Origin of the sequence: Pseudomonas citronellolis (assembly GCF_029335315.1) — a bacterium.
Classification (GTDB): Bacteria; Pseudomonadota; Gammaproteobacteria; order Pseudomonadales; family Pseudomonadaceae; genus Pseudomonas; species Pseudomonas citronellolis_A.
The window spans coordinates 16221-38047 of sequence record NZ_JARJLT010000400.1 but is presented as its reverse complement, the minus strand read 5'-3'; the positions used below and the strand labels follow the sequence as shown (position 1 = coordinate 38047).

Sequence of the window (21827 nt, the reverse complement as noted above, 5' to 3'; positions counted from 1 at the left end):
TCTCACCGCAGGCACCACAGCCCCGGACAGACACCCTCCCCTACACCAACTCCCGCAACGCCGCCTTGGTCACCTTCCCGGAAGCGTTCAACGGCAGCGCCTCGAGCACCATCGCCCGGCGCGGCGCCTTGTAGTTGGCCATGCGCTCGCGGCACCAGGCGAGGAAGGCATCGAGGTCCAGCGATTGCCCCGGCGCCGGCAGCAGGAAGGCCATGGCCACCTCGCCCAGGCGCTCGTCGGGGATGCCGATCACCGCCGCCTGGGCCACGCCGGGGTAGCCGAGGATGGCCTGCTCGATCTCCGCCGGGTACACGTTGAAGCCGCCGTTGATGAACATGTCCTTGAGGCGGTCGGTGATGCGCAGGTAGCCGCGTTCGTCGAGCACGCCGACGTCGCCGGTGTGCAGCCAGCCCTCGGCGTCGATCGCCTCGGCGGTGGCCTGCGGGTTGGCGAAGTAGCCGCGCATCAGGTTGTAGCCGCGCACCACCACTTCGCCCGGCTGGCCCGCGTCCACGCTGCGGCCGTCGGCGTCCACGCAGCGCACTTCCACGCCGGGGAAGGCGCGGCCGCTGGTGGTGGAGATGGTCTCGGCGTCGTCGCCGGGGCGGCAGATGGTGACGAAGCCGCAGGTCTCGGTGAGGCCGTAGGCGGTCACAATGGTCTGGAAGCCCAGTTCGCTGCGCATGCGCCGGACCATCTCCACCGGCACCGCGGCGGCGCCGGTCACCGCCACGCGCAGCGAACTCAGGTCGTGCTCGCCGCGCTGCGGGTGGGCCAGCAGCGACTGGTACAGGGTCGGCGGGCCGGGCAGCACGGTCACCCGTTCGCGCTCGATGCGCTGCAGCAGCAGCGGCACGTCGAACACCTGCTGCGGCAGGATGCAGCAGCCGCGCATCAGCGCCGCCAGCCAGCCGGCCTTGTAGCCGAAACTGTGGAAGAACGGGTTGACGATCAGGTAGCGGTCGCCCTGGCGCAGGCCGACCATCTCGCTCCAGTCGCGCACCAGGCGCAGGTTCTGGCCGTGGGCGGTCATCACGCCCTTGGGTTTGCCAGTGGTGCCGGAGGTGAACAGCAGGTCGCACAGGTCGTCTTCGCCCAGCGCGGCCTGGCGCGTTTCCAGGTGCGCCTCGGGCACCCCGTCGGCCAGGGCCAGGAAGGCGTCCCAGCCCAGGCAGCCGTCGCGCTCGCCGCGCAGGATCACCCGTTGGCGCAGCGCCGGTAGCGCCTCGTCGGCGAGCAGCGCCGGGTAGTCGCTGCCGAGGAATTCACCGATGACGAACAGCAGGCTGGCGCCGCTCTCACGCAGCACCACGCCCGCCTCGGCGCCCTTCATGCGGGTGTTCAGCGGCACCAGCACGGCGCCCACGCTCTGCAGCGCGGTGGCCGCGACTATCCATTCCCAGAGGTTCGGCGCCCATAGCGCGACGCGCTCGCCATGGCCGACCTGCAGCGCCAGCAGCGCGCGGGCGGCGCGCCGGCGCAGGTCGTCGAGCTGGCGGTAGCTCAGGTGCGTGGCGCCATCCTCGATGGCCGGGAGGTCGCCGTGGCTGGCCGCCGCGGCGGCCAGCAGGTGCGGAATGGTCGGAGCGCTGTGCGCAGGGGTCATGGCGGGAAACTCGCGAACGATAGCGGAATGGGCCGGCGCGCGGCCGGCCCGCTGGCGAATGGCTCAGGCCGGCGGCGGCGCGAAGCGGCGGCCGGCGGAGAAGCCGCCGTCGACGGCGATCATCTGCCCGCTGACGAAGGAGGCATCGTCCGAGGCGAGGAACAGCGCCACCTTGGCCACTTCCTCCGGCTGCCCGGCGCGGCACAGCATGTGCTGCGAGGCGAAGTAGGCGTGGAAGGCCTCCTGCTCGCGGACCATCTGCGTCATCGGTGTCTCGATCAGCCCGGGGCACAGGCCGTTGACCCGCACGTTGGCGTAGCCGTAGTCGATGGCCATGGAGCGGGTCAGCTGGTTGATGCCGCCCTTGGCGACGTTGTAGGCGGTGTTGCCGTCGCAGCCCTGCAGGCCGAAGATCGAGCCGATGTTGATGATCGAGCCGCCGCGCTGCTCGACCATCTGCGGCAGGGCGTGCTTGCTGGTCAGCATGCTGCCGGTGAGGTTGATGTCCAGCACCCGCTGCCATTCGCTGGTGGGCGAGCTGGTGACGCTGCCCTGGCTGGCGACGCCGGCGGCGTTGACCAGCACGTCGAGGCGGCCGTGGCGCGAAACCACCTCGCCCATCACCTGCTGCACGTTGTTCTCGTCGCGCACGTCCAGGGCCATGAACAGGCCGGGGAACTCCGCCGGCGCCTGGCCCACGTCCAGCCCCACCACCTGGGCGCCTTCCGCTGCGAACAGGCGCGCGCAGGCCAGCCCGATACCCGATGCCGCGCCGGTAACCACCGCGACCTTGCCTTGCAGTCGATTCATTCGCACACCTCTGCTTGTTGTTGTCGGTTTGCCGTGCGCCGGAGTCTAGCGAGGCCCCGGCGGCGGGAGATCGTCCAATGGGACTAGCCACGACGCAAGCCCCGCTCCGTGCGCAACCGCAACGCCCCGCAGGATGGCGTTGAGCGCAGCGATACCCATCGCCGCCCCCCTATGGTGTTCGCCAGTGGTGTTCGCCAGCTCACCCCGTCCTGCGACAAGCGCTTCGATGCGGCCGGCAGGACAGTCGCGTCTTCCCGAGGGCAAAAAAAGCCCGGCCGAAGCCGGGCTGCAAATGGGGCGGCACAGCCCCACACTCGAGAACAACTCGTTTCAATCCGGGAAGCGCACGCGCACCTCGCGGCTGCCGGCGCGGCCCTGGCAGGCCAGGGTCCAGCCGTCGGCCAGTTCGGCCGCGCTGAGCACATCGTTGCGCGGCAACAGCACCTCGCCACGCTCCACCTGGCACATGCAGGCGCCGCAGTAGCCTTCCTCGCAGGACGCCGGCGGCGCCAGACCGGCCTTGCGGCAGCTTTCCAGCAGCGTCTCGCCCGGCGCGCAGGGCACCTGGTGCTCGGCGCCGTCCAGGGCCACCACCAGGCTTTCCACGGCGACTGCGTCGGCGCTCGCTTCGCCCATCACCGGTTCGTCCGGGTCGGCCGGCGAGACGAAGCGTTCGACATGGATGCGCCCCGGCTCGACCCCCGCCTCGCGCAGGCTGCCTTCCACGGTATCCATGAACGGCCCCGGCCCGCAGATGAAGCATTCGGCGTCTTCCCAGCCGCGCAGCAGGTGGCGCACATCGCTGCCGCGCAGGAAGCCCTGCAGCTCGTCCAGCACGTGCAGCACCTGCAGGCGCTCGCCGTGTTCGCGCACCAGCTCGCGCAGGGCGTCGCGGAAGATCACCGACGCGCTGTCGCGGTTGGCGTACACCAGGCGGATGCGGCAGGCGCGGCTGGCCAGGGCCTCGCGGAGGATCGAGAACACCGGGGTGATCCCCGAGCCGCCGCCGAACAGCAGCAGGTCGCGCTCATCGGTGCCCAGGTGGAAGTGCCCGGCCGGCGGCAGCACCTCCAGGACGTCGCCGGGGCGCACGCTGTCGTTCATCCAGTTCGACACCCGGCCACCGGCGACGCGCTTGACCGTGACCCGCAGTTCCCCGTCCAGCGCCGGGGCGCTGGACATCGAGTAGCAACGGCTCAGGCGCTTGCCGCCGACGTTCACGCGGAACCCCAGGAACTGCCCGGCGCGGTAGGCGAAGCGCCCGGCCAGTTCCGCCGGCACGCGCAGCACCAGCGAACGCGCGTCGGCGGTTTCCTCGATCACCTCGGCGACCTCCAGGCGGAAGCCGCCGCCGGCGGTCGGCGCCGCTTGCGGCGCCAGGGTCTGCGCTGTGCCCATCGCTTCGCTCCGTCAGATGCCGCTGATCAGCTGCGCGTTGTCCACGCGGATTTCGGCGCCGTTGATGAAGCGCGACTCGTCCGAGGCCAGGAACAGCACCACGTTGGCGATATCGCGCGGCGCGCACATGCGGTTCATCGGGTCGGCGTCCAGGGCCTCCTGGGGAATCGCCTGGCCGCCGGCCAGGGCCTGGGTCATGGGCGTGTTGACGCCGTCCGGGTGCACGCTGTTGCAGCGGATGCGGTAGCCCTGCTGCTTGCAGTGCAGGGCGATGGAGCGGGTCATCGCGGCCACCGCGCCCTTCGACGCCGAGTAGGCGCAGAAGGCCGGCATGCCGCCCAGCGCGGCCACCGAGGACATGTTGACGATGGAGCCGCCGCCGTTTTCCTTCATCGCCGCGATGGCGTACTTGCAGCCGAGGAAGTAGCCCTCGCCGTTGACCGTCTGCACCTTGCGCCACAGCTCCAGGCTGGTGTCCTCGATGCTGGCCATGGCCAGGATGGCGGCGTTGTTGACCAGCACGTCGAGGCGGCCGAAGCGCTCCAGGGTGGTCTTCACCACGTGCTGCCAGTCGCTTTCACTGGCGATGTCGTGGCGGATGAACAGGGCGTCGCCGCCGATCTGCGCGGCCAGGGCGCGGCCGGCGTCCTCGTTGAGGTCGGTGAGCACCACGCGGGCGCCCTCGGCGGCCAGCAGCAGGGCGTCCTCGCGGCCGATGCCGCTGGCCGCGCCGGTGACGATGCAGACCTTGCCTTGTACTCGATTCATGCTTGTTTTCCTTCAGGCGGTTTCGGGGGTGGCGGCGTGCGCCTGGGTCGCCGCGTGGGCGGCGGCGCGGCGGCCGGAATACACGCAGTCGGCGATGGACAGGCCCGACACGTAGAGGTTGGAAGCGACGCCCACGGCGTTGCGTCCGGCGCTGTACAGCCCGGCGATCGGCTGCCCGGCGGCGTCCAGCACGCGGCCGCTGCGTTCGCACACGCGCAGCCCGCCGAGGGTGATCGCCGGGCACGGGTAGAGCTTGCTGGCGAAGGACAGGTCCAGGGCATACCAGGGCCCGTCGTCGAGGTCGGCGAGCATCGCTGGCGACTTGCCGAAGGCGTCGGTGTGTTCGCCGCGCGCCGCCCGGCTGTATTCCTCCAGGGTCCGGCGCAGGTTCTGCGGCGGCATGCCCAGGGTGCGCGCCAGTTGTTCCGGGCTGTCGCCGCGACGGCGGTTGAACAGCAGGTTGAGCAGCACCGGCAGGCGCTGAAACGACCACACCTTGCCCGGCCCGACCTGGCGCAGCGACTCGCGCAGCAGGTTGCGGTCGAGCACCAGGATGGCGCGGCCGCCCTGCTCTTCCACCATCGCGTGGCCGAGCTTGGCGCCGTACACCTCCTCGTTGCAGTAGCGCTCGCCGTCGGCGTTGACGATCACCCCGCGGGCCCAGGCCAGCGGCGGGTTGATGAAGCGCCAGGCGCTGACCTTGTCCAGGCGCCGGGTGGCGGCGCCGACGCCGAGGCCCAGGCGGATGCCGCTGCCGTCGCAGCCCGGCGTGCCCAGCGGCAGCCCGTCGAGGTACTGCGGCGCGTGCTCGGCGAGCATCTCGCGGTTGAACACGAAGCCGCCGGCGCTGAGCAGTACGCCCTTGCGCGCGCGCAGCAGGATGGGCTGGGCATCGCGCGCCTCGATGCGCCGCAGCGCGGCGGTCAGGCGCTCGGCCAGCGGCGGCGCGTAGGGGTGGATGGCCGTGGCCAGGCGCCCCAGCCAGGCATGGCGACGCGCGGCGGCGCTGCCCGGCGGCAGGCGCCAGGCCTCCACGCCGACCACCGCGCCGCTGGCATCCTGCACCAGCCGGCGCACTTCGCACTGGCTGTACAGCTGCACGCCCTTGGCCCGCGCCGACGCGCGCAACGCGCTGAACAGCGCGAAACCGGACATGCCGCTGCCCTTGGTGCGATGCCCGCGCGGCGCCGGCTTGGCCAGGCTGGCGTAGGCCGGCACCGGCTCGTTGCCGGAGTAGTACAGGTAGTAGCGGTCGCTGGGGTAGGAGGTCTTCTGCAGCGGCACGCTGCCTTCGTAGCGCGCGCCCTGGCGTTCCAGCCAGGCCAGCTGCTCGACGCTGCGCTCGCAGAAGTCGCGCAGGGTCTCCGGCTGCACCGCCTCGCCGACCTCCTCGCGCAGGTAGGTGAACATCGTCTCGGGGTCGTCGGCGTAGCCGGCCTGCCGCTGTTGCGGCGTACCGCCGCCGGCGTAGACCACCCCGCCGCTGCGCGCGGTGGCGCCGCCGCCGGTGAAGCGGTCCAGGGCCAGCACCTGCAGGCCGCGCTCGCGGGCCTCCAGGGCGGCGCAGGCGCCGGCGCCGCCGAAGCCGACCACCAGCAGGTCGGTCTCCGCGTGCCACTGCGGCTTGGCGTCGGCGCCGAGGCGCAGCGGCGCTATGCCGTGGGTCGCACTCATGGCCATCACCCCGCCGCCGCCACGCTCGGCGCCTGCACGGCGACCGAAGTGGTGTAGATGCCGTTCACGTAGATCAGCGGGGTGATCTGCGGGCTGTTGCGAATCTCGCGGATGCGCCCGATGAACACCGTGTGGGTGCCGTAGGTGAAGCGCCCGTCCTGTTCGCAGATCACGCTGGACTGGGCGTCGGCCAGGTACGGCACGCCGCACGCGGAGGTGCGCCAGTCGCCGCTGGCGAAACGTCCCTCGCCCTTCACCGGGCCGCTGCACAGGTGCGACAGGTACTCCTGTTCCTGGCCGAGGATGTTCACGCAGAAGTCGGCGCCGGCCTCCAGCACGCGGTGCAGCGAGGCGGTCTGGTTCACGCAGATGAGCAGCGACGGCGGCTCGGTGGAGAGCGAGTCCACGGCGGTGGCGGACATGGCGAAACGCTCCTGGCCGTCACTGGTGGTGATGATGGTCACCGACTTGGCGAGCCGGCGCATGGCCTGGAGCATGTCGGCTTTCAGAGTGTCCTGGTTCATCGCACGGGGCCTCGCGGTTGTCGTTGTTGTGCGATGAATTCTGTGGCCGCCCGGGGGGCCCAACATCGTCCGAGGGGACTAGTCGGCGCGGCGCCGCGGCATATGGTCCGTTTGTGGGATGCGGGCGCCGCGCGGGCGTTGCCAAATGCCCGCGAAGCCCCCGGCCGCCGTGCCGGGGACCGAGCGCAGCCCCCGCGCGGGGCGATCACAGGAGAACAACAAGATGCTCGACCAGGAACTGATCCGTCAGCGCCTCCGCCAGCGCGCCCGCGAACTGGTGCCGGTGCTGCGCGAACGCGCCGCCGACGCCGCCCGCCAGGGCCGCCTGCCCGAGGAGACGATCCGCGATTTCCACGCCGCCGGCTTCTTCCGCATCCTCCAGCCGGCGCGCTGGGAGGGCTACGAGCTGGAGCCGAAGGACTTCTTCGAGGTGCAGATGACCCTCGCCGAAGGCTGCATGTCCTCGGCCTGGGTGCTCGGCGTGGTGGCCATCCACAACTGGCAGCTGGCGCTGTTCGACGACCGCGCCGCGCAGGATGTGTGGGGCGAGGATTCCAGCGTGCTGATCTCTTCCTCGTACATGCCTGTGGGCAAGGTCACCCCGGTGGAGGGCGGCTTCCGCCTGTCCGGGCGCTGGGGCTTCTCCAGCGGCAGCCAGCATTGCCAGTGGGCCTTCCTCGGTGCCCTGGTGCCGCCTAGCGAGGCGGGCGGCGCGCCTGACTACCGCACCTTCCTGGTGCCGCGCGGCGACTACCAGGTGCTCGACAACTGGAACGTGATGGGCCTGGAAGCCACCGGCTCCCACGATGTGCTGGTGGAAGACGCCTTCGTCCCCGAGTACCGCACCCACCGCGCCCTCGACGGCTTCATGCAGAACAGCCCGGGCAACGCGGTGAACGACGCCCCGCTGTTCCGCCTGCCGTTCGGGCAGATCTTCGTCCGCGCGGTGTCCTCCTCGGCCATCGGCGCGCTGCAGGGCGCGGTGGACTGCTTCATCGAGCACAACCGCGCCCGCGTCGGCGTCAACGACGGCCGCAAGATGGGCCAGGACCCCGGCGCCCAGCAGGCCCTGGCCGACGCCATGGTCTGCGTCGACGAGTGCCGCACCGTGCTGCTGCGCAACTTCGAGCTGATGCTCCAGCGCGCCCGCGACGGCGCGGCCCTGAGCATGCCCGAGCGGGTGAAGATGCGTTACGACTCGGCCCTGGTCGCCGACCGCTGCGCCCGCGCCGCCGGCGCGCTGATGTTCAACAGCGGCGCCTCGACGATCTTCCGCGAACACCCGATCAACCGCGCCTTCCGCGACATCCACACCGGCCGCGCGCACGTCGCCAACAGCCCGGCGAAGTACGCCTGGAACCTCGGCGGCGTGAGCATGGGCGCGGACTCCACGGACTTCTTCCTCTAAGCCGGCTGCCCGGCGCACACCGGCGTTTCGGCGTAGTCCGTTCGGGCGATTCCGCGGCGCCGGCCAACCCCGACCATGGCCTTCAGGCAGAGCCCGTCGGCCCGCCACACTGACAAGGGACGAACCCCATGAAATTCTCTCTGATCTACGAAGCGCAGACGCTGGACAGCACCCGCGAAGGCGACCGCCGCATCTTCGAGGAGACCGTCGAGCAGGCCGTGCTGGCCGACCAGCTCGGCTTCGACACCTTCTGGTGCGTGGAGCACACCGCGCTGACCAACTACTCGCACATGTCCGCCCCGGAAACCATGCTGGCCTTCGTCGCCGGCAAGACCGAGCGCATCGGCATCGGCCACGGCGTGGTCTGCCTGCCGCCGGCGATGAACCACCCGGTGAAGGTCGCCGAGCGCATCGCCACCCTCGACCTGCTGTCCAGGGGCCGCGTGCACTTCGGCGTGGGCAAGGGCGGCACCCAGCAGGAAGCCGGCACCTTCGGCTACGACCTGGCCACCCTGCAGCCGCAGATCGACGAAGCCATGTACCTGATCCCGAAGATGTTCGTGCAGGACGAGATCGAGCATAACGGCGACTTCGTGAAGATCCCCAAGCGGCCGATCCACCCCAAGCCCTACCAGGACCCGCACCCGCCGATGTACCTGGCCTGCACCAACACCGAGTCGCTGAAGAACGCCGGCGGCCGTGGCATGGGCGCGCTGGTGCTGGGCTTCGGCGGCCCGGAGGAGATCGCCAAGAAGGTCGCCGTGTACCACGAGGCCTGGGACAGCCGTGACGCGAAGAACCAGGTCGGCTTCCGCCCCAACCGCCACATCGCCGCGCTGTGCCCGGCCATCGTCCTCGACGACAACGAGCAGGCCCGCGCCATCGGCATTCGCGGCCAGCGCTACTTCATGGAATCGCTGGCCTACTGGTACGCCGGTGGCGAGCGCCCGGACCCGGCCAAGTGGCAGGACGACACCTTCGTCGACGGCAACGGCCAGAGCGTGATCCGCTCGCGCTTCGCCTCCGAGGAAGTCACCGTCGACTTCTCCGACCCGAGCATGGCGATGATGAACCCCAACCACGCCTACGGCACGGTCAACGACTGCATCGGCTACGTGCAGCGGCTGATCGACGCCGGCGCCGACGAAATCCTCTTCATCTGCCAGATGGGCACGGTGCCGCAGTGGGCGCAGCTGGAGACGCTGAAGAACATCGGCGAGAAGGTCATCCCCTACTTCCGCAACAAGCATCAGGTCGCCTGACGACCACCACGACGGGCCCCCAGGGGCCCGTTCGCTTTTCCAGGCAAGCCCATTCCAGGAGAACCCCCATGCAGAAAGTCATCTACCTGCTCTGGCAACGCGAGCAGGACAGCTTCGAGCACTTCGCCGAACAGCTGCGCGGCACCGCCGACCGCCTCCAGTCCCTCGGTGCGCACAGCCTGCAACTGAACCTCGACGACGCCGAGGTGGCCCCCGCCGCCGGCCTGCGCCAGCAACAGGCCGGGCCGCTGCCGCAGGCGACGCTGTCGTTCTGGCTGGCCAGCGCGGTGGGCGAATTCCGCCGCCCCTTCGACGAGGCGCTGCGGGCCATCTGCGCGCGCCTGGACGGCTACCTGGTCTGCGAGTCCGAGCCGATCCGCAACACCCGCTTCCCCACCCAACCCGGCCGGCGTACCCACGGCTTCTCCCAGCTGGCCTTCCTGCAACGCCCGCCGCGGCTGACCCATGACGCCTGGCTGGACACCTGGCAGAACCACCACACGCGGGTCGCCATCGACACCCAGGACAACTTCCAGTACGTGCAGAACCTGGTGGTGCAGGTGCTCACCCCCGGCGCTGCGCCGCTGGCGGCGATCGTCGAGGAATGCTTCCCGCCGGCGGCGATGAGCGACCCGCAGGCGTTCTTCGACGCAGCGGGCGACGAGGCGAAGTTCCAGCGCAACGTCGCCGTCATGATGGACAGCTGCCACCGCTTCATCGACTTCGACCAGCTCAACGTGCTGCCCAGCAGCCAGTACCCGCTGTGAAGGAGACCCCAGCCATGAACCGACTTGCCGGCAAGATTGCGCTGGTCACCGGAGCGGGCCAGGGCGTCGGCCAGGGTATCGCCTTCGCCCTGGCCGCCGAAGGGGCGCGGGTGGCCGTCGCCGGGCGCACCGAGGAGCCGCTGCAGCGCACCTGCGCGCAGATCCGCGAACGCGGCGGCGAAGCGCTGGCGGTGCGCTGCGACGTGACCCGCGCGGCGGACATCGAGCGCTGCGTGGCCCAGGTGGTGGAGGCCTTCGGCGGCCTCGACATCCTGGTCAACAACGCGCAGATCGTGCCCCTGGGCCGGCTGCTGGAGGTGAGCGACGAAAGCTTCCAGCAGGGCCTGGACTCCGGCCCGCTGGCGACCCTGCGGCTGATGCGCGCCTGCTACCCCTACCTCAAGGGCGGCGGCGCGGTGATCAACCTGGCCTCCTCCGCCGCGGTGCGCTGGGACGCCTCCGGCTACGGCGCCTACGCCGCGGCCAAGGAAGCTATCCGCAGCCTGAGCCGCGCGGCGGCCTGCGAGTGGGGCCCGGAGGGCATCCGCGTCAACGTCATCGCGCCCCACGCGCTGTCCCCCGGCCTGCAGGGCTGGATGCAGGCCAACCCGGCGCAAGCCGAGGCCTTCCTCCAGGGCATCCCGCTGCGCCGGGTCGGCGACTGCGAGGTCGACATCGGCCGCACGGTGGCCTGGCTGGCCAGCGCCGAGGCCGCCTACCTCACCGGGGCCACCCTGCCGCTGGACGGCGGCCAGGCCTTCTGGGGCTGAACCGCCCGCCCCGCGCGGGCCTGCCATACTCAGGGGCATGACCCGCGCGACCTTCCGCTTCTACGAGGAGCTCAACGACTTCCTGCCCGCCGCCCGCCGCCGGCGCGAGTTCACCTGCGCCTGCCCGCCGGCGGCCACCCTCAAGCACATGATCGAGGCGCTGGGCGTGCCGCACACGGAAGTCGAGCTGGTGCTGCTCAACGGCGAGTCGGTGGGCTTCGAACGCACCCTCCTGGATGGCGACCGCGTGGCGGTCTACCCGATGTTCGAACGCCTGGATATCAGCCCGCTGCTGCGCGTGCGCGCCCGCCCGTTGCGGGTGCTGCGTTTCGTCGCCGACGCGCACCTGGGCGGCCTGGCGGCGCTGCTGCGCATGAGCGGCTTCGACACCCTCTACGACAACGCCTTCGACGACGGCGAGATCGCCGAGATCGGCGCGCACCAGGGCCGCGTGGTGCTGACCCGCGACCGCGAGCTGCTCAAGCGGCGGATCATCAGCCACGGCTGCTACCTGCACGCGCGCAAACCCAGGGAGCAACTGGGCGAACTCTTCGAGCGCCTGGACCTGGCGCGCAGCGCGCGGCCGTTCAGCCTGTGCCTGCGCTGCAACCACCCGCTGCGCGTGCTCTCGGCCGAACAGGCGCGCCCCCGCGTGCCGCCGCAGGTGGCGCAACGGCACAGCCGCTACCTGGCCTGCGACCAGTGCCAACGGGTGTTCTGGGAAGGCTCGCACTGGCACAGCATGCGCACCCTGCTCGAACCCCTGCTGCTCCGGTAGGAGCGGGCCACGCCCGCGATTCGCGCGCGCGGCGCGCTCCTACAGGGGAATCGCGCGGCACGGGGCATCGTAGGGCGCATAACGCCCCCGGCGTTATCCGCCGCCGGGCCTCACGGCGGATAACCGCGAACGGTTATCCGCCCTACGCCAACCCTCCGGCCGCGCCCGTGGTTCGAACACAAGGCGCGGTGTCCCGACGTTATCCGCCCCACACCCCCCTCCCCGTAGGAGCGGGCCACGCCCGCGAGCGGGCGCGGCGCGCGCCTACATAAGCGCCTCAGATCACCCGCGCCGGATGCTGCACCCGTGGCGCCCCCAACTGCTCGCGCCACGACGGCGGCTGGCGGCCGCCGGCCTCCTGGATGCCGTAGCGCAGCGCCAGCTCGGCGCTCACCAGGGTCTGCCCGGAGAGCTGCGGTAGCTCCGGGTCGTCCAGCAGCGCGTTGAGGATGCGCCCGTTGAACTGCGGGGTCTCGGCCATCGCCAGGAACGCCTCGTACTGCTCGGCGCGGGCCTGGCCGGCGATGGCGGTGCGTTCGGTGAGCTGCGGGCCCAGCCACAGCGACAGCGCCGCCACCCGGCTGTGCTCGAAGTCGATGGCCATGTCCGCCGCCAGCTTGTCCACCCCGGCCTTCTGCGCGCCGTAGGCCGGGCCGTGCATGTAGCAGCCGGCGCCGAACGACGAGACGAACGCCACCAGCGCGTTCGGCGCGCGCAGCAGCAGCGGCGCGGCGTAGTAGCTGGCGACGTAGGCCGAGCGCAGGCCGATATCGAGGATGTCCACCAGGTCCAGCGGCTTCTCCCAGAACGGGCCCGGGTCGATCAACTGCTCGTGGATGAAGGTGACGTTGTTCACCAGCAGGTCGAGGCGCCCCTGCTCCCGTTCGATGCGCTGGAACAGCGCCTGCACCTGGGCGTCGTCGCCATGGTCGCACTGCACGGCGATGCCCTTGCCGCCGGCGGCGTCGATGGCCGCGGCGGTTTCCTGGATGCTGCCGTGCATCACCTGGCCGCGCAGGGTGGCGCCGCCGGAACTCAGCGAGCGGCCGCTGACGTAGACGGTCATGCCGGCGGCGCCAAGCGCCTCGGCGATGCCCTTGCCGACACCACGGCTGGCGCCGGTGACCAGGGCGATGCGGGGAGTCTGATCAGGCATTCTGCGGTACCTCCTGGCTGGCGCGGGTCTGCCCGGCCTGTTGCTGGATGTGCTCGGCGGCGAGGAAGCCGAAGGTCATCGCCGGGCCGATGGTGGAGCCGGCGCCGGGATAGGTCGCGCCCATCACCGACGCGGCCGAGTTGCCGATGGCGTAGAGGCCGTCGATGGCGCTGCCGTCCTCGCGCAGCACGCGGGCGTGCACATCGGTGAGCAGGCCGCCCTTGGTGCCGATGTCGCCGGCGTCGATCTTCACCGCGTAGAACGGCGCCTTCAGCAGCGGCGCCAGGCACGGGTTGGGCAGCACGTGGGGGTCGCCGTAGTAGCGGTCGAACAGCGACTCGCCCTTGTGGAAGTCCGGGTCCTGGCCCAGCGCGGCGTAGCGGTTGAAGCGTTCCAGGGTGCGCGCCAGGCCCGCGCCGTCGGCGCCGATCCGCGCGGCCAGCGCTTCCACGCTGTCGGCCTTGTGGTAATAGCCGCGCAGGTGCTTCGGCACGCGCCCGTCGGGCTGCGCGTAACCGGGCAACAGCGCGCCGCAGGGGTATTTGCGGCGGAACTCGGCGTCGAACACCATCCAGCACGGCACGCTGCGCGCGGCCGCGCTGTCGTGGGCGTACATGGCGTAGACGATGTCGGTGTAGGGCGCCGCCTCGTTGACGAAACGCTGCCCGGCGGAATCCACCATCACGCAACCCGGCAGGGTGCGTTCGACGAACAGCGCGCGCTGTTTCTCCTCGCCCTCGACGTGGGTGGTCGGCGCCCACCAGCTGTGTTCCATCAGCGCGGTGGCCGCGCCCAGCGCCTGGCCGGCGCGGATGCCGTCGCCGCTGTTGTTCGGCGGCGTGGCGCTCCACTGCGCCTGCGACGGCTGCGGGTGGTACTCGCTGCGCATCGCCTGGTTGCGTTCGAAGCCACCGGCGGCGATCACCACCGCCTGCCGCGCGCGCACCCGCAGCGGGCGGCCTTCGCGCAGCAGCTCGGCGCCGACGACCCGGCCGCCCTCCTCCACCAGCCCCTGCAAGGGCGTGTCCAGCCACAGCGGCACCTGGCGGTCGAGCAGCGAGCGGCGCAGCGCGGCGACCAGCGCGTTGCCCAGGGTGAGGAAACGGTCGCGCGGCGAGCGCAGGCGGCCGCCGAGGTCGCGCCAGTAGCGCCAGAGGATGCGCAAGGTCAGGCCGACCCAGCCGGGGCCGCGGCACAGCAGCACCCGCGCTTCCTTCATGGTCATGCCGATGCGCCCCATCATCAGGGTGCCCGGCGAGGGCGCGCGCATCCGCGCGAACTCGTCGCCCAGCTCGCGGGCATCGAACGGCAGCGGGTCCATGGAGCGGTAGCCGGGCTTGCCGCCGGCCACCTCGGGGTAATAGTCGGCGTATTCCGGCTGCGCCTCGAAGCGCACCCGGCTGTGGGCCTCCAGGTATTCGACCATGCGCCGGCCGTGCTCGACGTAGGCCTCGACGCGGCCGTCGTCGACCACGTTGTCGCTGACGGTGCGGATGTAGCGCACCGCTTCCTGCGCCGAGTCCTGGCCGCCGAGCGCGGCGATGCGGTGGTTGCAGGGAATCCAGATGCCGCCGCCGGACACCGCCGAAGTGCCGCCATAGCGGTCGCTCTTTTCCACCAGCAGCACGTCCAGGCCCAGGTCGCGGGCGCGCAGCGCGGCGGTCATGCCGCCGGCGCCGCTGCCCACCACCAGAACGTCGCATTCAAAGTCCCACTCGCGGCTCCGCTGGCCGCTCGTCCTTGCGTTCATGCGCTTCTTCTCCGGGAGCTGGCGTGGGCCCGGCCCACGCTTCCGCGGCGATTGTTCGCGCAGCCGAGAGGCCCGGTCATCGTCCGATGGGACTAGCGCCAGAGCGGCCCACCGACGTCTCTGCGGCGTAGTCCTATCGGACGATGTTGGCGTTGCCGGGTGACCACATAGTCAGCCCCGCCACCCTCCCGCCAACACAGTTCCCGGGTCTGGCCGGACGAGCCCGCCCGAGCAGAGGACGAGATGACAAGAATAAGAATCGCCTTCCAGCCGTTGCCCCTTGCCCTTGCGGTCAGCGCCCTGTCCCTGGCCGGACAGGCCCAGGCGCTGTCGTACCAGCTCAACGACGATCTCAAGGTCAACTGGGATACCACCGTCAGCTACAGCCTCGCCTGGCGCACCGAGAAGCGCGCCCACGCGCTGTCCAACGGCGGCGCCAACCCGGCCATCGCCAACGGCGACGACGGCGACAACGCCTTCGACCGCGGCAGCCTCATCAACAACCGCGCCAGCTTCCTCACCGAAGCCGACTTCAAGCTGCACGACGACTACGGCCTGTTCGTGCGCGCCACCGGCTTCTACGACGACGTCTACCACCGCGGCAACGACAACGACACCGGCACCTCCAACTGCTTCGCCGGCGACCGCTGCTCCAAGCCCGACGAGTTCTCCAAGCAGACCCGCGACCAGGCCGGCGACGACCTGCGCTTCCTCGACACCTACGCCTACGGCACCTGGAACCTCAACGGCCACAGCCTCAACGCGCGGGTGGGCAACCAGGTGGTGGCCTGGGGCGAAAGCCTGTTCAACGGCTTCGGCATCTCCGGGGCGATGAGCCCGGTGGACGCCACCAAGGCCAACACCCCGGGCATCGAGATCAAGGAGCTGTTCCTGCCGGTGGGCCAGGTGTTCACCCAGTACGCGCTGACCGACGCCCTCGGCGTGCAGCTGTACTACCAGTACCAGTGGAAGCGCAACGAGCTGACCCCGGTCGGGCACTTCTTCTCCACCACCGACTACATCGACAAGGGCGGCTTCAACGACTCCACCGGCCAGCAGCGCCGCCTGGGCGACGACACCCCCGGCGACAGCGGCCAGTACGGCGCCGCGCTGACCTACACGGTGGAGCAGCTGAACAACACCGAGTTCGGCCTGTACTACCTGCGCTTCAGCGACCACAGCCCGCAGCTGGACTTCCTCACCGACTGGAACCGCGGCGCCTACCGCGCGCGCTTCTACGACGACATCCACCTGTACGGCGCGAGCTTCTCCAGCATGCTCGGCGAGACCAACGTCAGCGGCGAGATCAGCTACCGCGACGGCCAGCCGGTGCTGGTCGACACCGGCCTGACCCCGCAGCCGGTACGGGCCAAGGTGGCCCAGGCGCTGGTGTCGTTCATCCACTCCTACGGCGCCCTGCCGATCGCCGACAACACCACCCTGACCGGCGAGGTCGGCTACAACCGCGTGATGGACAACGACAAGGCGCCCAGCTTCAACGCCTTCGTGCCCACCGGCAGCGGCGTCGCGCTGATCACCACGCCGAACACCGACAAGCTCTACTACGACCGCTCCGCCTGGGGTTACACCCTCAACCTGTCGCTGGACTACAACAACGTGTTCAACGGCTGGGACCTGAGCGTTCCGATCATCTTCAGCCAGGCCGTCAACGGCAATTCGTCCATGCCCGGCAGCTTCGGCCTGGGCGAAGGCGACGACCGTTTCGCCGTCGGCACCACCTGGCGCTACCTGAACAACTTCACCATCGAAGCCCGCTACAACATGTTCCTCGGCAACCCGAGCGAAACGACCCTGGCGGACCGCGACAACCTTTCGCTGACCGCGAAATACAGCTTCTGACCCAGCCGGAGGAGCCAGACCATGAACCGCAAACACCCCCTGCTACCCCTGTTGCTGACCGCCGGGCTCGCCTGCCTGGGCGGCCAGGCGCAAGCCAAGGTCGGCCCGGAAGAGGCCGCGCGCCTCGGCCAGGACCTGACCCCCATGGGCGCCGAGAAGGCCGCCAACGCCGACGGCAGCATCCCCGCCTGGAGCGGCAAGTGGCGCGGTGCGCCGCCGCAGGTCAGCTACACGCCGGGCGGCCGCTACGCCGACCCCTACGCCGACGAGAAGCCGCTGTTCGTCATCACCGCGCAGAACATGGAGCAGTACGCCAACCGCCTCAGCGACGGCGAGCGCGCCCTGTTCAAGCGCTACCCGGCCACCTTCCGCATGCCGGTGTACCCGTCGCACCGCGACTTCCGCATGAGCGAGAAGGTCGAGGCCAACATCAAGGCCAACGCCACCAGCGCCGAGCTGGTGGAAGGCGGCAACGCCGTGCGCAACGCCTTCGGCGCCTCGCCCTTCCCGATCCCGCAGAACGGCTACGAGCTGATGTGGAACCACTCCCTGCAGGCCCGCGCCAACAGCGAGGAAGCCGTCTACGACCAGGCGGTGATCTACTCCAACGGCAACCAGGCGCTACAGACCGTGCACTACCAGATCCTCGCGCCCTGGTGCGACCCCAAGGGCTCGCTGCAGGACTATGACGGGCAGATCATGAGCCACTTCATGATCACCACCCTCAAGCCGGTGCGCTCCAAGGGCGAGATCATCGGCGGCAACGAGTTCTTCGACCCGGTGGCCAGCCCGCGCCAGAGCTGGCAGTACCTGCCCGGCACGCGCCGGGTGCGTCGCGCGCCCACCGTCGGCTACGACACCCCGACCGGCGCCGGCGGCTTCCGCACCATCGACGAGGACCGCCTGTTCAACGGCGCGCCGGACCGCTACGACTGGAAGCTGGTCGGCAAGAAGGAAATCTACATCCCGTACAACAACTACAAGCTCGACGACCCGAACCTGAAGTACGCGCAGATCCTCACGCCCAACCACATCAACCCGGACTACATGCGCTACGAGCTGCACCGCGTGTGGGTAGTGGAAGCGACCCTGAAGCCCGGCGCGCGGCACATCTACGGCAAGCGCACCCTGTACCTCGACGAGGACAGCTGGTCCGCCGCCCTCGCCGACAACTACGACAACCGTGGCCAGCTGTGGCGCACTAACATGCAGACCACCACCTACGCCTACGACCTGCAGCTGAACCAGGCGCGGGTGGCGCTGTTCCACGACCTGATCGCCGGTTCCTACCTGGCCGACCGCATGGCCAACGAACAACAGCAGCCGCAACTGAACACCGCCAAGTACGACAACGACTACTTCAGCGCCGCCAACATGCGCAAGCTCGGCCAGTAAGCCGCCCCACAAGCCCGCGCGGGCGACCGCGCGGGCTTGGTCTTTTCCTGAGGAATCTCCGCATGCACGCCTTCCTGCGCGCCGCCATCGGCGCCGCCGGCATCATCCTGACCGCCGACGCCAGCGCCCTGAACATCCTCCTGAGCAACGACGACGGCTGCCGCGCGCCGGGTATCGCCGCCGTCTACCAGGCGCTGAGCGCCGCCGGCCACACCGTCACCCTGGTCGCCCCGGACACCGACAACAGCGGCATAGGCGCGGCCAGCGTGGTCGCCCCCGGCCAGGCCCTGGCCGTCACCCAACTGGCCGAGCACCAGTACTGCGTCGGCTCCCCCGCCGGCTACGCCACGCCAGCCGGCAAGAACATGGCCATCGGCACCCCGGTGGACGCGATGAACGTCGGCCTCGACCTGCTGCTCAAGGACAACCCACCGGACCTGGTGGTTTCCGGCAGCAACTTCGGCGACAACACCGGCCCGCTGATCCAGCTTTCCGGCACCCTCAACGCCGCGCTCTGGGCCATGCGCCGGGGCGTGCCGGCGCTGGCCGTGTCCACCGCCATCGACCTGCCGCTGATGCAGCGCGAACCCAAGGCCGCCGTGCAGCGCACCCTCGCCGCCCAGGCCGACAGCGCCCGCCTCGCCGTGCGCGTGCTGGACCGCGCCCTGGCCGCCGGCCGCGCCGCCCGGCAAGGCTGCGCCGGCGGCCAGGACCAGGCCGCCTGCGGGCTCAACCTGCTCGGCCTGCCGAACGGCCAGGGGCTCAACCTGAACTACCCGGCGCGCCCGGCCGCCGAGGTGCGCGGGCTGGTCTACGCGCCGGTCGGCGACTGGTCGCCGATCGTCTTCGCCGTGCAGCGCGGCGCCGACGGCAACGCGCGGGTGAACCTGGCCGCGCCGCCCGAGCCCAGCGCCCGCCAGCGCCAGGCCGACGCCTACCTGCTGACCCAGGGCTACGCGGTGCTCAGCGTGGTCGGCAGCGACCTCGACGGCGACGCCGACGGCGAGCGCCGGGCGCGCGCCCTGGTGGACGGCATGCAGCGCTGAAACCTCGGCCAACCTGTGCCATCTTCATAGGGCCCCTCTCCATGGATGCGCCCCATGCCCGCCCTGCTCGCCGCCCACCCGCTGTTCATCGCCCCCGTCCTGCTGCTGGCCGACCTGGCGCTCTGGCGGCTGCTGGCCGAGCGCCCGCACGGCTGGCGGGTGGCGCTGCGCCTGGGGTTCTTCCTGCTGTTCAGCCTGCTGCTGTTCAACGCCGGCATCAGCCCGCTGCAGAAGGCGCCCTGGCCGGAAGACCTGCCCAGCCACCTGGTGGCGACCTTCCTGCAGATCATGTGGTGGCTGTTCGGCGCGCGCTGCCTCACCGTGCTGATCGGCGCGCTGCTGCTGCAGCGGGTCGGCCACGCCGGGCGGCTGCTGCAGGAAGTGATAGGCGCGCTGATCTTCCTCGCCGCCAGCATCGCCACCGCCGGCTACGTGCTCGACCTGCCGGTGAAGGGCCTGCTGGCCACCTCCGGGGTGGTCGCCATCGTCCTCGGCCTGGCCTTGCAGAGCACCCTCAGCGACGTGTTCTCCGGGATCATCCTCAACACCACCAAGCCCTACCAGCTGGATGACTGGATCGCCATCGACGGCACCGAAGGCAAGGTGGTGGAGATCGACTGGCGCTCCACCTACCTGCAGACCGCCCAGGGCAGCCTGGCGGTGATCCCCAACTCGCTGGCGGCCAAGGCCAAGCTGCTCAACCTGAGCCGCCCGGCCAACCTCTACGGCGTCAGCGTGGTGCTGGAAATCAGCCCGCTGCTGCGCCCGCGCCCGGTCATCGAGGCCCTGGAGCGCGCCCTGCGCGGCTGCCGTGCGCTGCTGCCGAACCCGCCGCCGAGCGTGAGCATCCGCAAGGCCGGCGGCAACGGCGTGGAATACGAGATGAGCGGCTACGTCGCCGCCATGGCCGAAAAGCGCGAGGTGCGCAACCAGCTCCACGACCTGGCCTTCCGCCACTTGCAGGCGGCCGGCATCGCCCTGCTCAGCGTGCCCGAGGTGCAGGCCGCGCGGGCCCTGCAGTCGCGGGCGCGGGGCCTGCTCGGCGAGTCGCCGCTGTTCGCCGCGCTGGCCGACGACGAGAAGGACGCCCTGGCCGAGCACATGCGCCCGCAGGCGTTCAAGGCCGGCGAGGTGCTGCTGGAGGTCGGCGAGGTCAGTAGCGACCTGCTGATCCTCGAATCCGGGGTGGTCAGCGTCACCCTGCCGCGCGAGTCCGGCAGCGTCGAGGCTGGGCGCATGGGCCCCGGCGAAGTCATCGGCGAGGCCGGGGTGCTCGGCCACGGCGGCTGGCAGGTGCGTTTCGCCGCGCTCAGCGACGGGCGCCTGTACCGCCTCGACGGCCAGGCCCTGCAACCCTGCCTGGAGGCGCGCCAGGAAATCGCCGAGGCCATGGCCCGGCTGCTCGACTTCCGCCAGCAGGCCAGCGCCGCGCTGCTGGTCGAGGCGCCGGCCCGCGCGCCGCGCCGTGGCCTGCTGCAATGGCTGGCGGGGCTGCGCCGCCACGCTTGAGCGCGCGGCGTGGCGGCGGCAAGATGGAGCCCCGTTCGCTGTCCACGGAGCCGCGTCATGTCCGATACCCGCCACCTGTTCAGCCAGCAGGCCGACGCCTACCGCGCCGGCCGCCCGACCTACGACCCGGCGTTCTTCGCCTGGCTGGCGCAGGCCGCGCCGGGCACCGCGCAGGCCTGGGACTGCGGCTGCGGCTCGGGCCAGGCCAGCCTCGACCTGGCGCGCAACTTCCAGCGCGTGGTGGCCACCGACATCAACGCCAAACAACTGGAACAGGCCCCGCGCGAGGCCAATATCGACTACCGCCTGGAACCGGCGGAAAGCACCTCCCTGGCAACGGCCAGCGTCGACCTGACCCTGGTGGCCCAGGCCCTGCACTGGTTCGACGTCGAGCGTTTCTACGCCGAGGTGCGCCGCGTCTCGCGCCCCGGCGCGCTGCTGGCGGTGGTGTCGTACAACCTGCTGAACATCGACGAGCGCCTCGACGCGCTGATCCGCCATCTCTACCACGACGTGGTCGGGCCCTACTGGGCGCCGGAGCGCAAGCATGTGGAGACCGGCTACGAAACCCTGCCCTTCCCCTTCGAGCGGGTGGCCACCCCGCCCTTCGCCCTGGAAGCACAGTGGAGCTTCCAGCGCCTGGTCGACTACCTGTACAGCTGGTCGGCGGTGGCCAGCTACCGCCAGGCCACCGGCCAGGACCCGGTGCAGGCCCTGCACGACGAACTGCGCGCGGCCTGGGGCGACGCGCCGGAGCGGGCCATCGCCTGGCCGCTGACCATCAAGCTCGGCCGCGTGGCCTGAGCCGGCGCCTCAGATCGGCGGCGCCGGGCGCTTGAGCACCGACTTCAGGGCGAACGCCGACTTGATCCCGGCCACCCCGGGAATCTGCGTCAGGGTGCTGGTGAGGAAGGCCTGGTAGGCGGCCAGGTCCTTGACCACCACGCGCAGCATGTAGTCGGCATCGCCGGTCATCTGGAAACAGCTCATCACCTGCGGCGCCTGGACGATGCTTTCCTCGAACCGCGCCAGGTAGTCGCCGGTCTGTTTCTCCAGGGACACCGAGACGAACACGCTCATGGCGCCGGACAGGCGTTCCTCGTCGAGCCGGGCGAAATAGCCCTGGATGTACTGCTCCTCTTCCAGGCGCCGCACCCGGCGCAGCGTCGGCGTCAGCGACAGGCCGATCCGCTGCGCCAGGTCGCGCCAGCTGAGGCGGCCGTCGTCGGCCAGGGCGCGGAGGATCTTGAGGTCGGTGCGGTCGATGTCGGCCATGGCGCTCACTTCTAAGGATCAGGGTTTTTGTAGTTCAAAAACACTAAATCTTCTGTTCCAGGCTAGTCAAA

The 21827-nt window shown here is 70.6% G+C and carries 19 protein-coding genes; 10 read left to right on the top strand and 9 right to left on the bottom strand.

Annotated elements, in window-relative coordinates; all coding sequences use genetic code 11:
- Positions 1–40: 40 nt before the first annotated feature.
- From P3W75_RS30525 to P3W75_RS30500, 6 genes are all read right to left on the bottom strand, one after another.
- On the bottom strand, positions 41–1606 hold the full coding sequence (locus P3W75_RS30525; RefSeq protein WP_276231064.1) for a FadD3 family acyl-CoA ligase: 1566 nt from the start codon (positions 1604–1606) through the stop codon (positions 41–43).
- Positions 1607–1669: 63 nt separating this feature from the next.
- Positions 1670–2416, bottom strand: a complete 747-nt coding sequence (locus tag P3W75_RS30520) for an SDR family NAD(P)-dependent oxidoreductase (RefSeq protein ID WP_276231063.1) — start codon at positions 2414–2416, stop codon at positions 1670–1672.
- A gap of 330 nt (positions 2417–2746) precedes the next feature.
- Positions 2747–3814, bottom strand: a complete 1068-nt coding sequence (locus tag P3W75_RS30515) for a ferredoxin--NADP reductase (protein WP_276231062.1) — start codon at positions 3812–3814, stop codon at positions 2747–2749.
- A gap of 12 nt (positions 3815–3826) precedes the next feature.
- Positions 3827–4582: a glucose 1-dehydrogenase gene (locus P3W75_RS30510; RefSeq protein WP_276231061.1), complete on the bottom strand. Its 756-nt coding sequence runs from the start codon at positions 4580–4582 to the stop codon at positions 3827–3829.
- 12 nt (positions 4583–4594) lie between these two features.
- Positions 4595–6256 (bottom strand): FAD-binding protein, encoded by a 1662-nt coding sequence (locus P3W75_RS30505; protein ID WP_276231060.1) that lies wholly within the window; start codon positions 6254–6256, stop codon positions 4595–4597.
- 5 nt (positions 6257–6261) lie between these two features.
- The gene (locus tag P3W75_RS30500) at positions 6262–6780 is read right to left on the bottom strand and encodes a flavin reductase family protein (RefSeq protein WP_276231059.1); all 519 of its coding nucleotides are present in this window, start codon (positions 6778–6780) and stop codon (positions 6262–6264) included.
- A 223-nt stretch (positions 6781–7003) separates the two neighbouring features.
- On the opposite strand from P3W75_RS30500, the gene P3W75_RS30495 reads away from it, so the two are divergent.
- The 5 genes from P3W75_RS30495 to P3W75_RS30475 all read left to right on the top strand — a co-directional run bounded on the left by P3W75_RS30495 (position 7004) and on the right by P3W75_RS30475 (position 11765).
- Positions 7004–8188, top strand: coding sequence for an acyl-CoA dehydrogenase family protein (locus P3W75_RS30495; protein ID WP_276231058.1), 1185 nt, complete (start codon positions 7004–7006; stop codon positions 8186–8188).
- A gap of 128 nt (positions 8189–8316) precedes the next feature.
- Positions 8317–9450, top strand: a complete 1134-nt coding sequence (locus P3W75_RS30490; protein WP_276231057.1) for an LLM class flavin-dependent oxidoreductase — start codon at positions 8317–8319, stop codon at positions 9448–9450.
- Between the two features lie 68 nt (positions 9451–9518).
- Positions 9519–10217 carry an EthD domain-containing protein gene (locus P3W75_RS30485; RefSeq protein WP_276231056.1) on the top strand — a complete coding sequence of 233 codons (699 nt, stop codon included), beginning with the start codon at positions 9519–9521 and terminating at the stop codon, positions 10215–10217.
- 14 nt (positions 10218–10231) lie between these two features.
- Positions 10232–10987 carry an SDR family NAD(P)-dependent oxidoreductase gene (locus P3W75_RS30480; RefSeq protein ID WP_276231055.1) on the top strand — a complete coding sequence of 252 codons (756 nt, stop codon included), beginning with the start codon at positions 10232–10234 and terminating at the stop codon, positions 10985–10987.
- Positions 10988–11024: 37 nt separating this feature from the next.
- Positions 11025–11765 (top strand): Mut7-C RNAse domain-containing protein, encoded by a 741-nt coding sequence (locus tag P3W75_RS30475; RefSeq protein ID WP_276231054.1) that lies wholly within the window; start codon positions 11025–11027, stop codon positions 11763–11765.
- A 277-nt stretch (positions 11766–12042) separates the two neighbouring features.
- Here P3W75_RS30475 and P3W75_RS30470 read toward each other — a convergent pair whose 3' ends face one another.
- The gene (locus tag P3W75_RS30470) at positions 12043–12921 is read right to left on the bottom strand and encodes an SDR family NAD(P)-dependent oxidoreductase (protein WP_276231053.1); all 879 of its coding nucleotides are present in this window, start codon (positions 12919–12921) and stop codon (positions 12043–12045) included.
- Positions 12914–14671, bottom strand: coding sequence for an FAD-dependent oxidoreductase (locus tag P3W75_RS30465; RefSeq protein WP_276231052.1), 1758 nt, complete (start codon positions 14669–14671; stop codon positions 12914–12916). The genes P3W75_RS30470 and P3W75_RS30465 overlap by 8 nt, the downstream gene beginning before the upstream one ends.
- 243 nt (positions 14672–14914) lie before the next feature.
- On the opposite strand from P3W75_RS30465, the gene P3W75_RS30460 reads away from it, so the two are divergent.
- From P3W75_RS30460 to P3W75_RS30440, 5 genes are all read left to right on the top strand, one after another.
- Positions 14915–16531, top strand: coding sequence for a DUF1302 domain-containing protein (locus tag P3W75_RS30460; protein ID WP_276231051.1), 1617 nt, complete (start codon positions 14915–14917; stop codon positions 16529–16531).
- Positions 16532–16552: 21 nt separating this feature from the next.
- Complete coding sequence (locus tag P3W75_RS30455; RefSeq protein ID WP_276231050.1) at positions 16553–17926, top strand: DUF1329 domain-containing protein; 1374 nt, start codon at positions 16553–16555, stop codon at positions 17924–17926.
- Between the two features lie 62 nt (positions 17927–17988).
- Positions 17989–18972, top strand: a complete 984-nt coding sequence (gene surE, locus P3W75_RS30450) for a 5'/3'-nucleotidase SurE (RefSeq protein WP_276231049.1) — start codon at positions 17989–17991, stop codon at positions 18970–18972.
- Positions 18973–19026: 54 nt separating this feature from the next.
- Positions 19027–20481 (top strand): mechanosensitive ion channel domain-containing protein, encoded by a 1455-nt coding sequence (locus P3W75_RS30445; protein WP_276231048.1) that lies wholly within the window; start codon positions 19027–19029, stop codon positions 20479–20481.
- A gap of 57 nt (positions 20482–20538) precedes the next feature.
- Positions 20539–21285, top strand: a complete 747-nt coding sequence (locus P3W75_RS30440; protein ID WP_276231047.1) for a class I SAM-dependent methyltransferase — start codon at positions 20539–20541, stop codon at positions 21283–21285.
- Between the two features lie 9 nt (positions 21286–21294).
- Here P3W75_RS30440 and P3W75_RS30435 read toward each other — a convergent pair whose 3' ends face one another.
- Positions 21295–21756 (bottom strand): Lrp/AsnC family transcriptional regulator, encoded by a 462-nt coding sequence (locus tag P3W75_RS30435; protein WP_276231046.1) that lies wholly within the window; start codon positions 21754–21756, stop codon positions 21295–21297.
- Positions 21757–21827: the final 71 nt, after the last annotated feature.

Coding starts and splice junctions, on each gene's coding strand:
- P3W75_RS30485 (WP_276231056.1), top strand. CDS start 9,519: ATGCAGAAAGTCATCTACCTGCTCTGGCAACGCGAGCAGGACAGCTTC.
- P3W75_RS30455 (WP_276231050.1), top strand. CDS start 16,553: ATGAACCGCAAACACCCCCTGCTACCCCTGTTGCTGACCGCCGGGCTC.
- P3W75_RS30505 (WP_276231060.1), bottom strand. CDS start 6,256: ATGAGTGCGACCCACGGCATAGCGCCGCTGCGCCTCGGCGCCGACGCC.
- P3W75_RS30500 (WP_276231059.1), bottom strand. CDS start 6,780: ATGAACCAGGACACTCTGAAAGCCGACATGCTCCAGGCCATGCGCCGG.
- P3W75_RS30490 (WP_276231057.1), top strand. CDS start 8,317: ATGAAATTCTCTCTGATCTACGAAGCGCAGACGCTGGACAGCACCCGC.
- P3W75_RS30435 (WP_276231046.1), bottom strand. CDS start 21,756: ATGGCCGACATCGACCGCACCGACCTCAAGATCCTCCGCGCCCTGGCC.
- surE (WP_276231049.1), top strand. CDS start 17,989: ATGCACGCCTTCCTGCGCGCCGCCATCGGCGCCGCCGGCATCATCCTG.
- P3W75_RS30520 (WP_276231063.1), bottom strand. CDS start 2,416: ATGAATCGACTGCAAGGCAAGGTCGCGGTGGTTACCGGCGCGGCATCG.
- P3W75_RS30525 (WP_276231064.1), bottom strand. CDS start 1,606: ATGACCCCTGCGCACAGCGCTCCGACCATTCCGCACCTGCTGGCCGCC.
- P3W75_RS30470 (WP_276231053.1), bottom strand. CDS start 12,921: ATGCCTGATCAGACTCCCCGCATCGCCCTGGTCACCGGCGCCAGCCGT.
- P3W75_RS30515 (WP_276231062.1), bottom strand. CDS start 3,814: ATGGGCACAGCGCAGACCCTGGCGCCGCAAGCGGCGCCGACCGCCGGC.
- P3W75_RS30465 (WP_276231052.1), bottom strand. CDS start 14,671: ATGAACGCAAGGACGAGCGGCCAGCGGAGCCGCGAGTGGGACTTTGAA.
- P3W75_RS30495 (WP_276231058.1), top strand. CDS start 7,004: ATGCTCGACCAGGAACTGATCCGTCAGCGCCTCCGCCAGCGCGCCCGC.
- P3W75_RS30480 (WP_276231055.1), top strand. CDS start 10,232: ATGAACCGACTTGCCGGCAAGATTGCGCTGGTCACCGGAGCGGGCCAG.
- P3W75_RS30460 (WP_276231051.1), top strand. CDS start 14,915: ATGACAAGAATAAGAATCGCCTTCCAGCCGTTGCCCCTTGCCCTTGCG.
- P3W75_RS30440 (WP_276231047.1), top strand. CDS start 20,539: ATGTCCGATACCCGCCACCTGTTCAGCCAGCAGGCCGACGCCTACCGC.
- P3W75_RS30510 (WP_276231061.1), bottom strand. CDS start 4,582: ATGAATCGAGTACAAGGCAAGGTCTGCATCGTCACCGGCGCGGCCAGC.
- P3W75_RS30475 (WP_276231054.1), top strand. CDS start 11,025: ATGACCCGCGCGACCTTCCGCTTCTACGAGGAGCTCAACGACTTCCTG.
- P3W75_RS30445 (WP_276231048.1), top strand. CDS start 19,027: ATGCCCGCCCTGCTCGCCGCCCACCCGCTGTTCATCGCCCCCGTCCTG.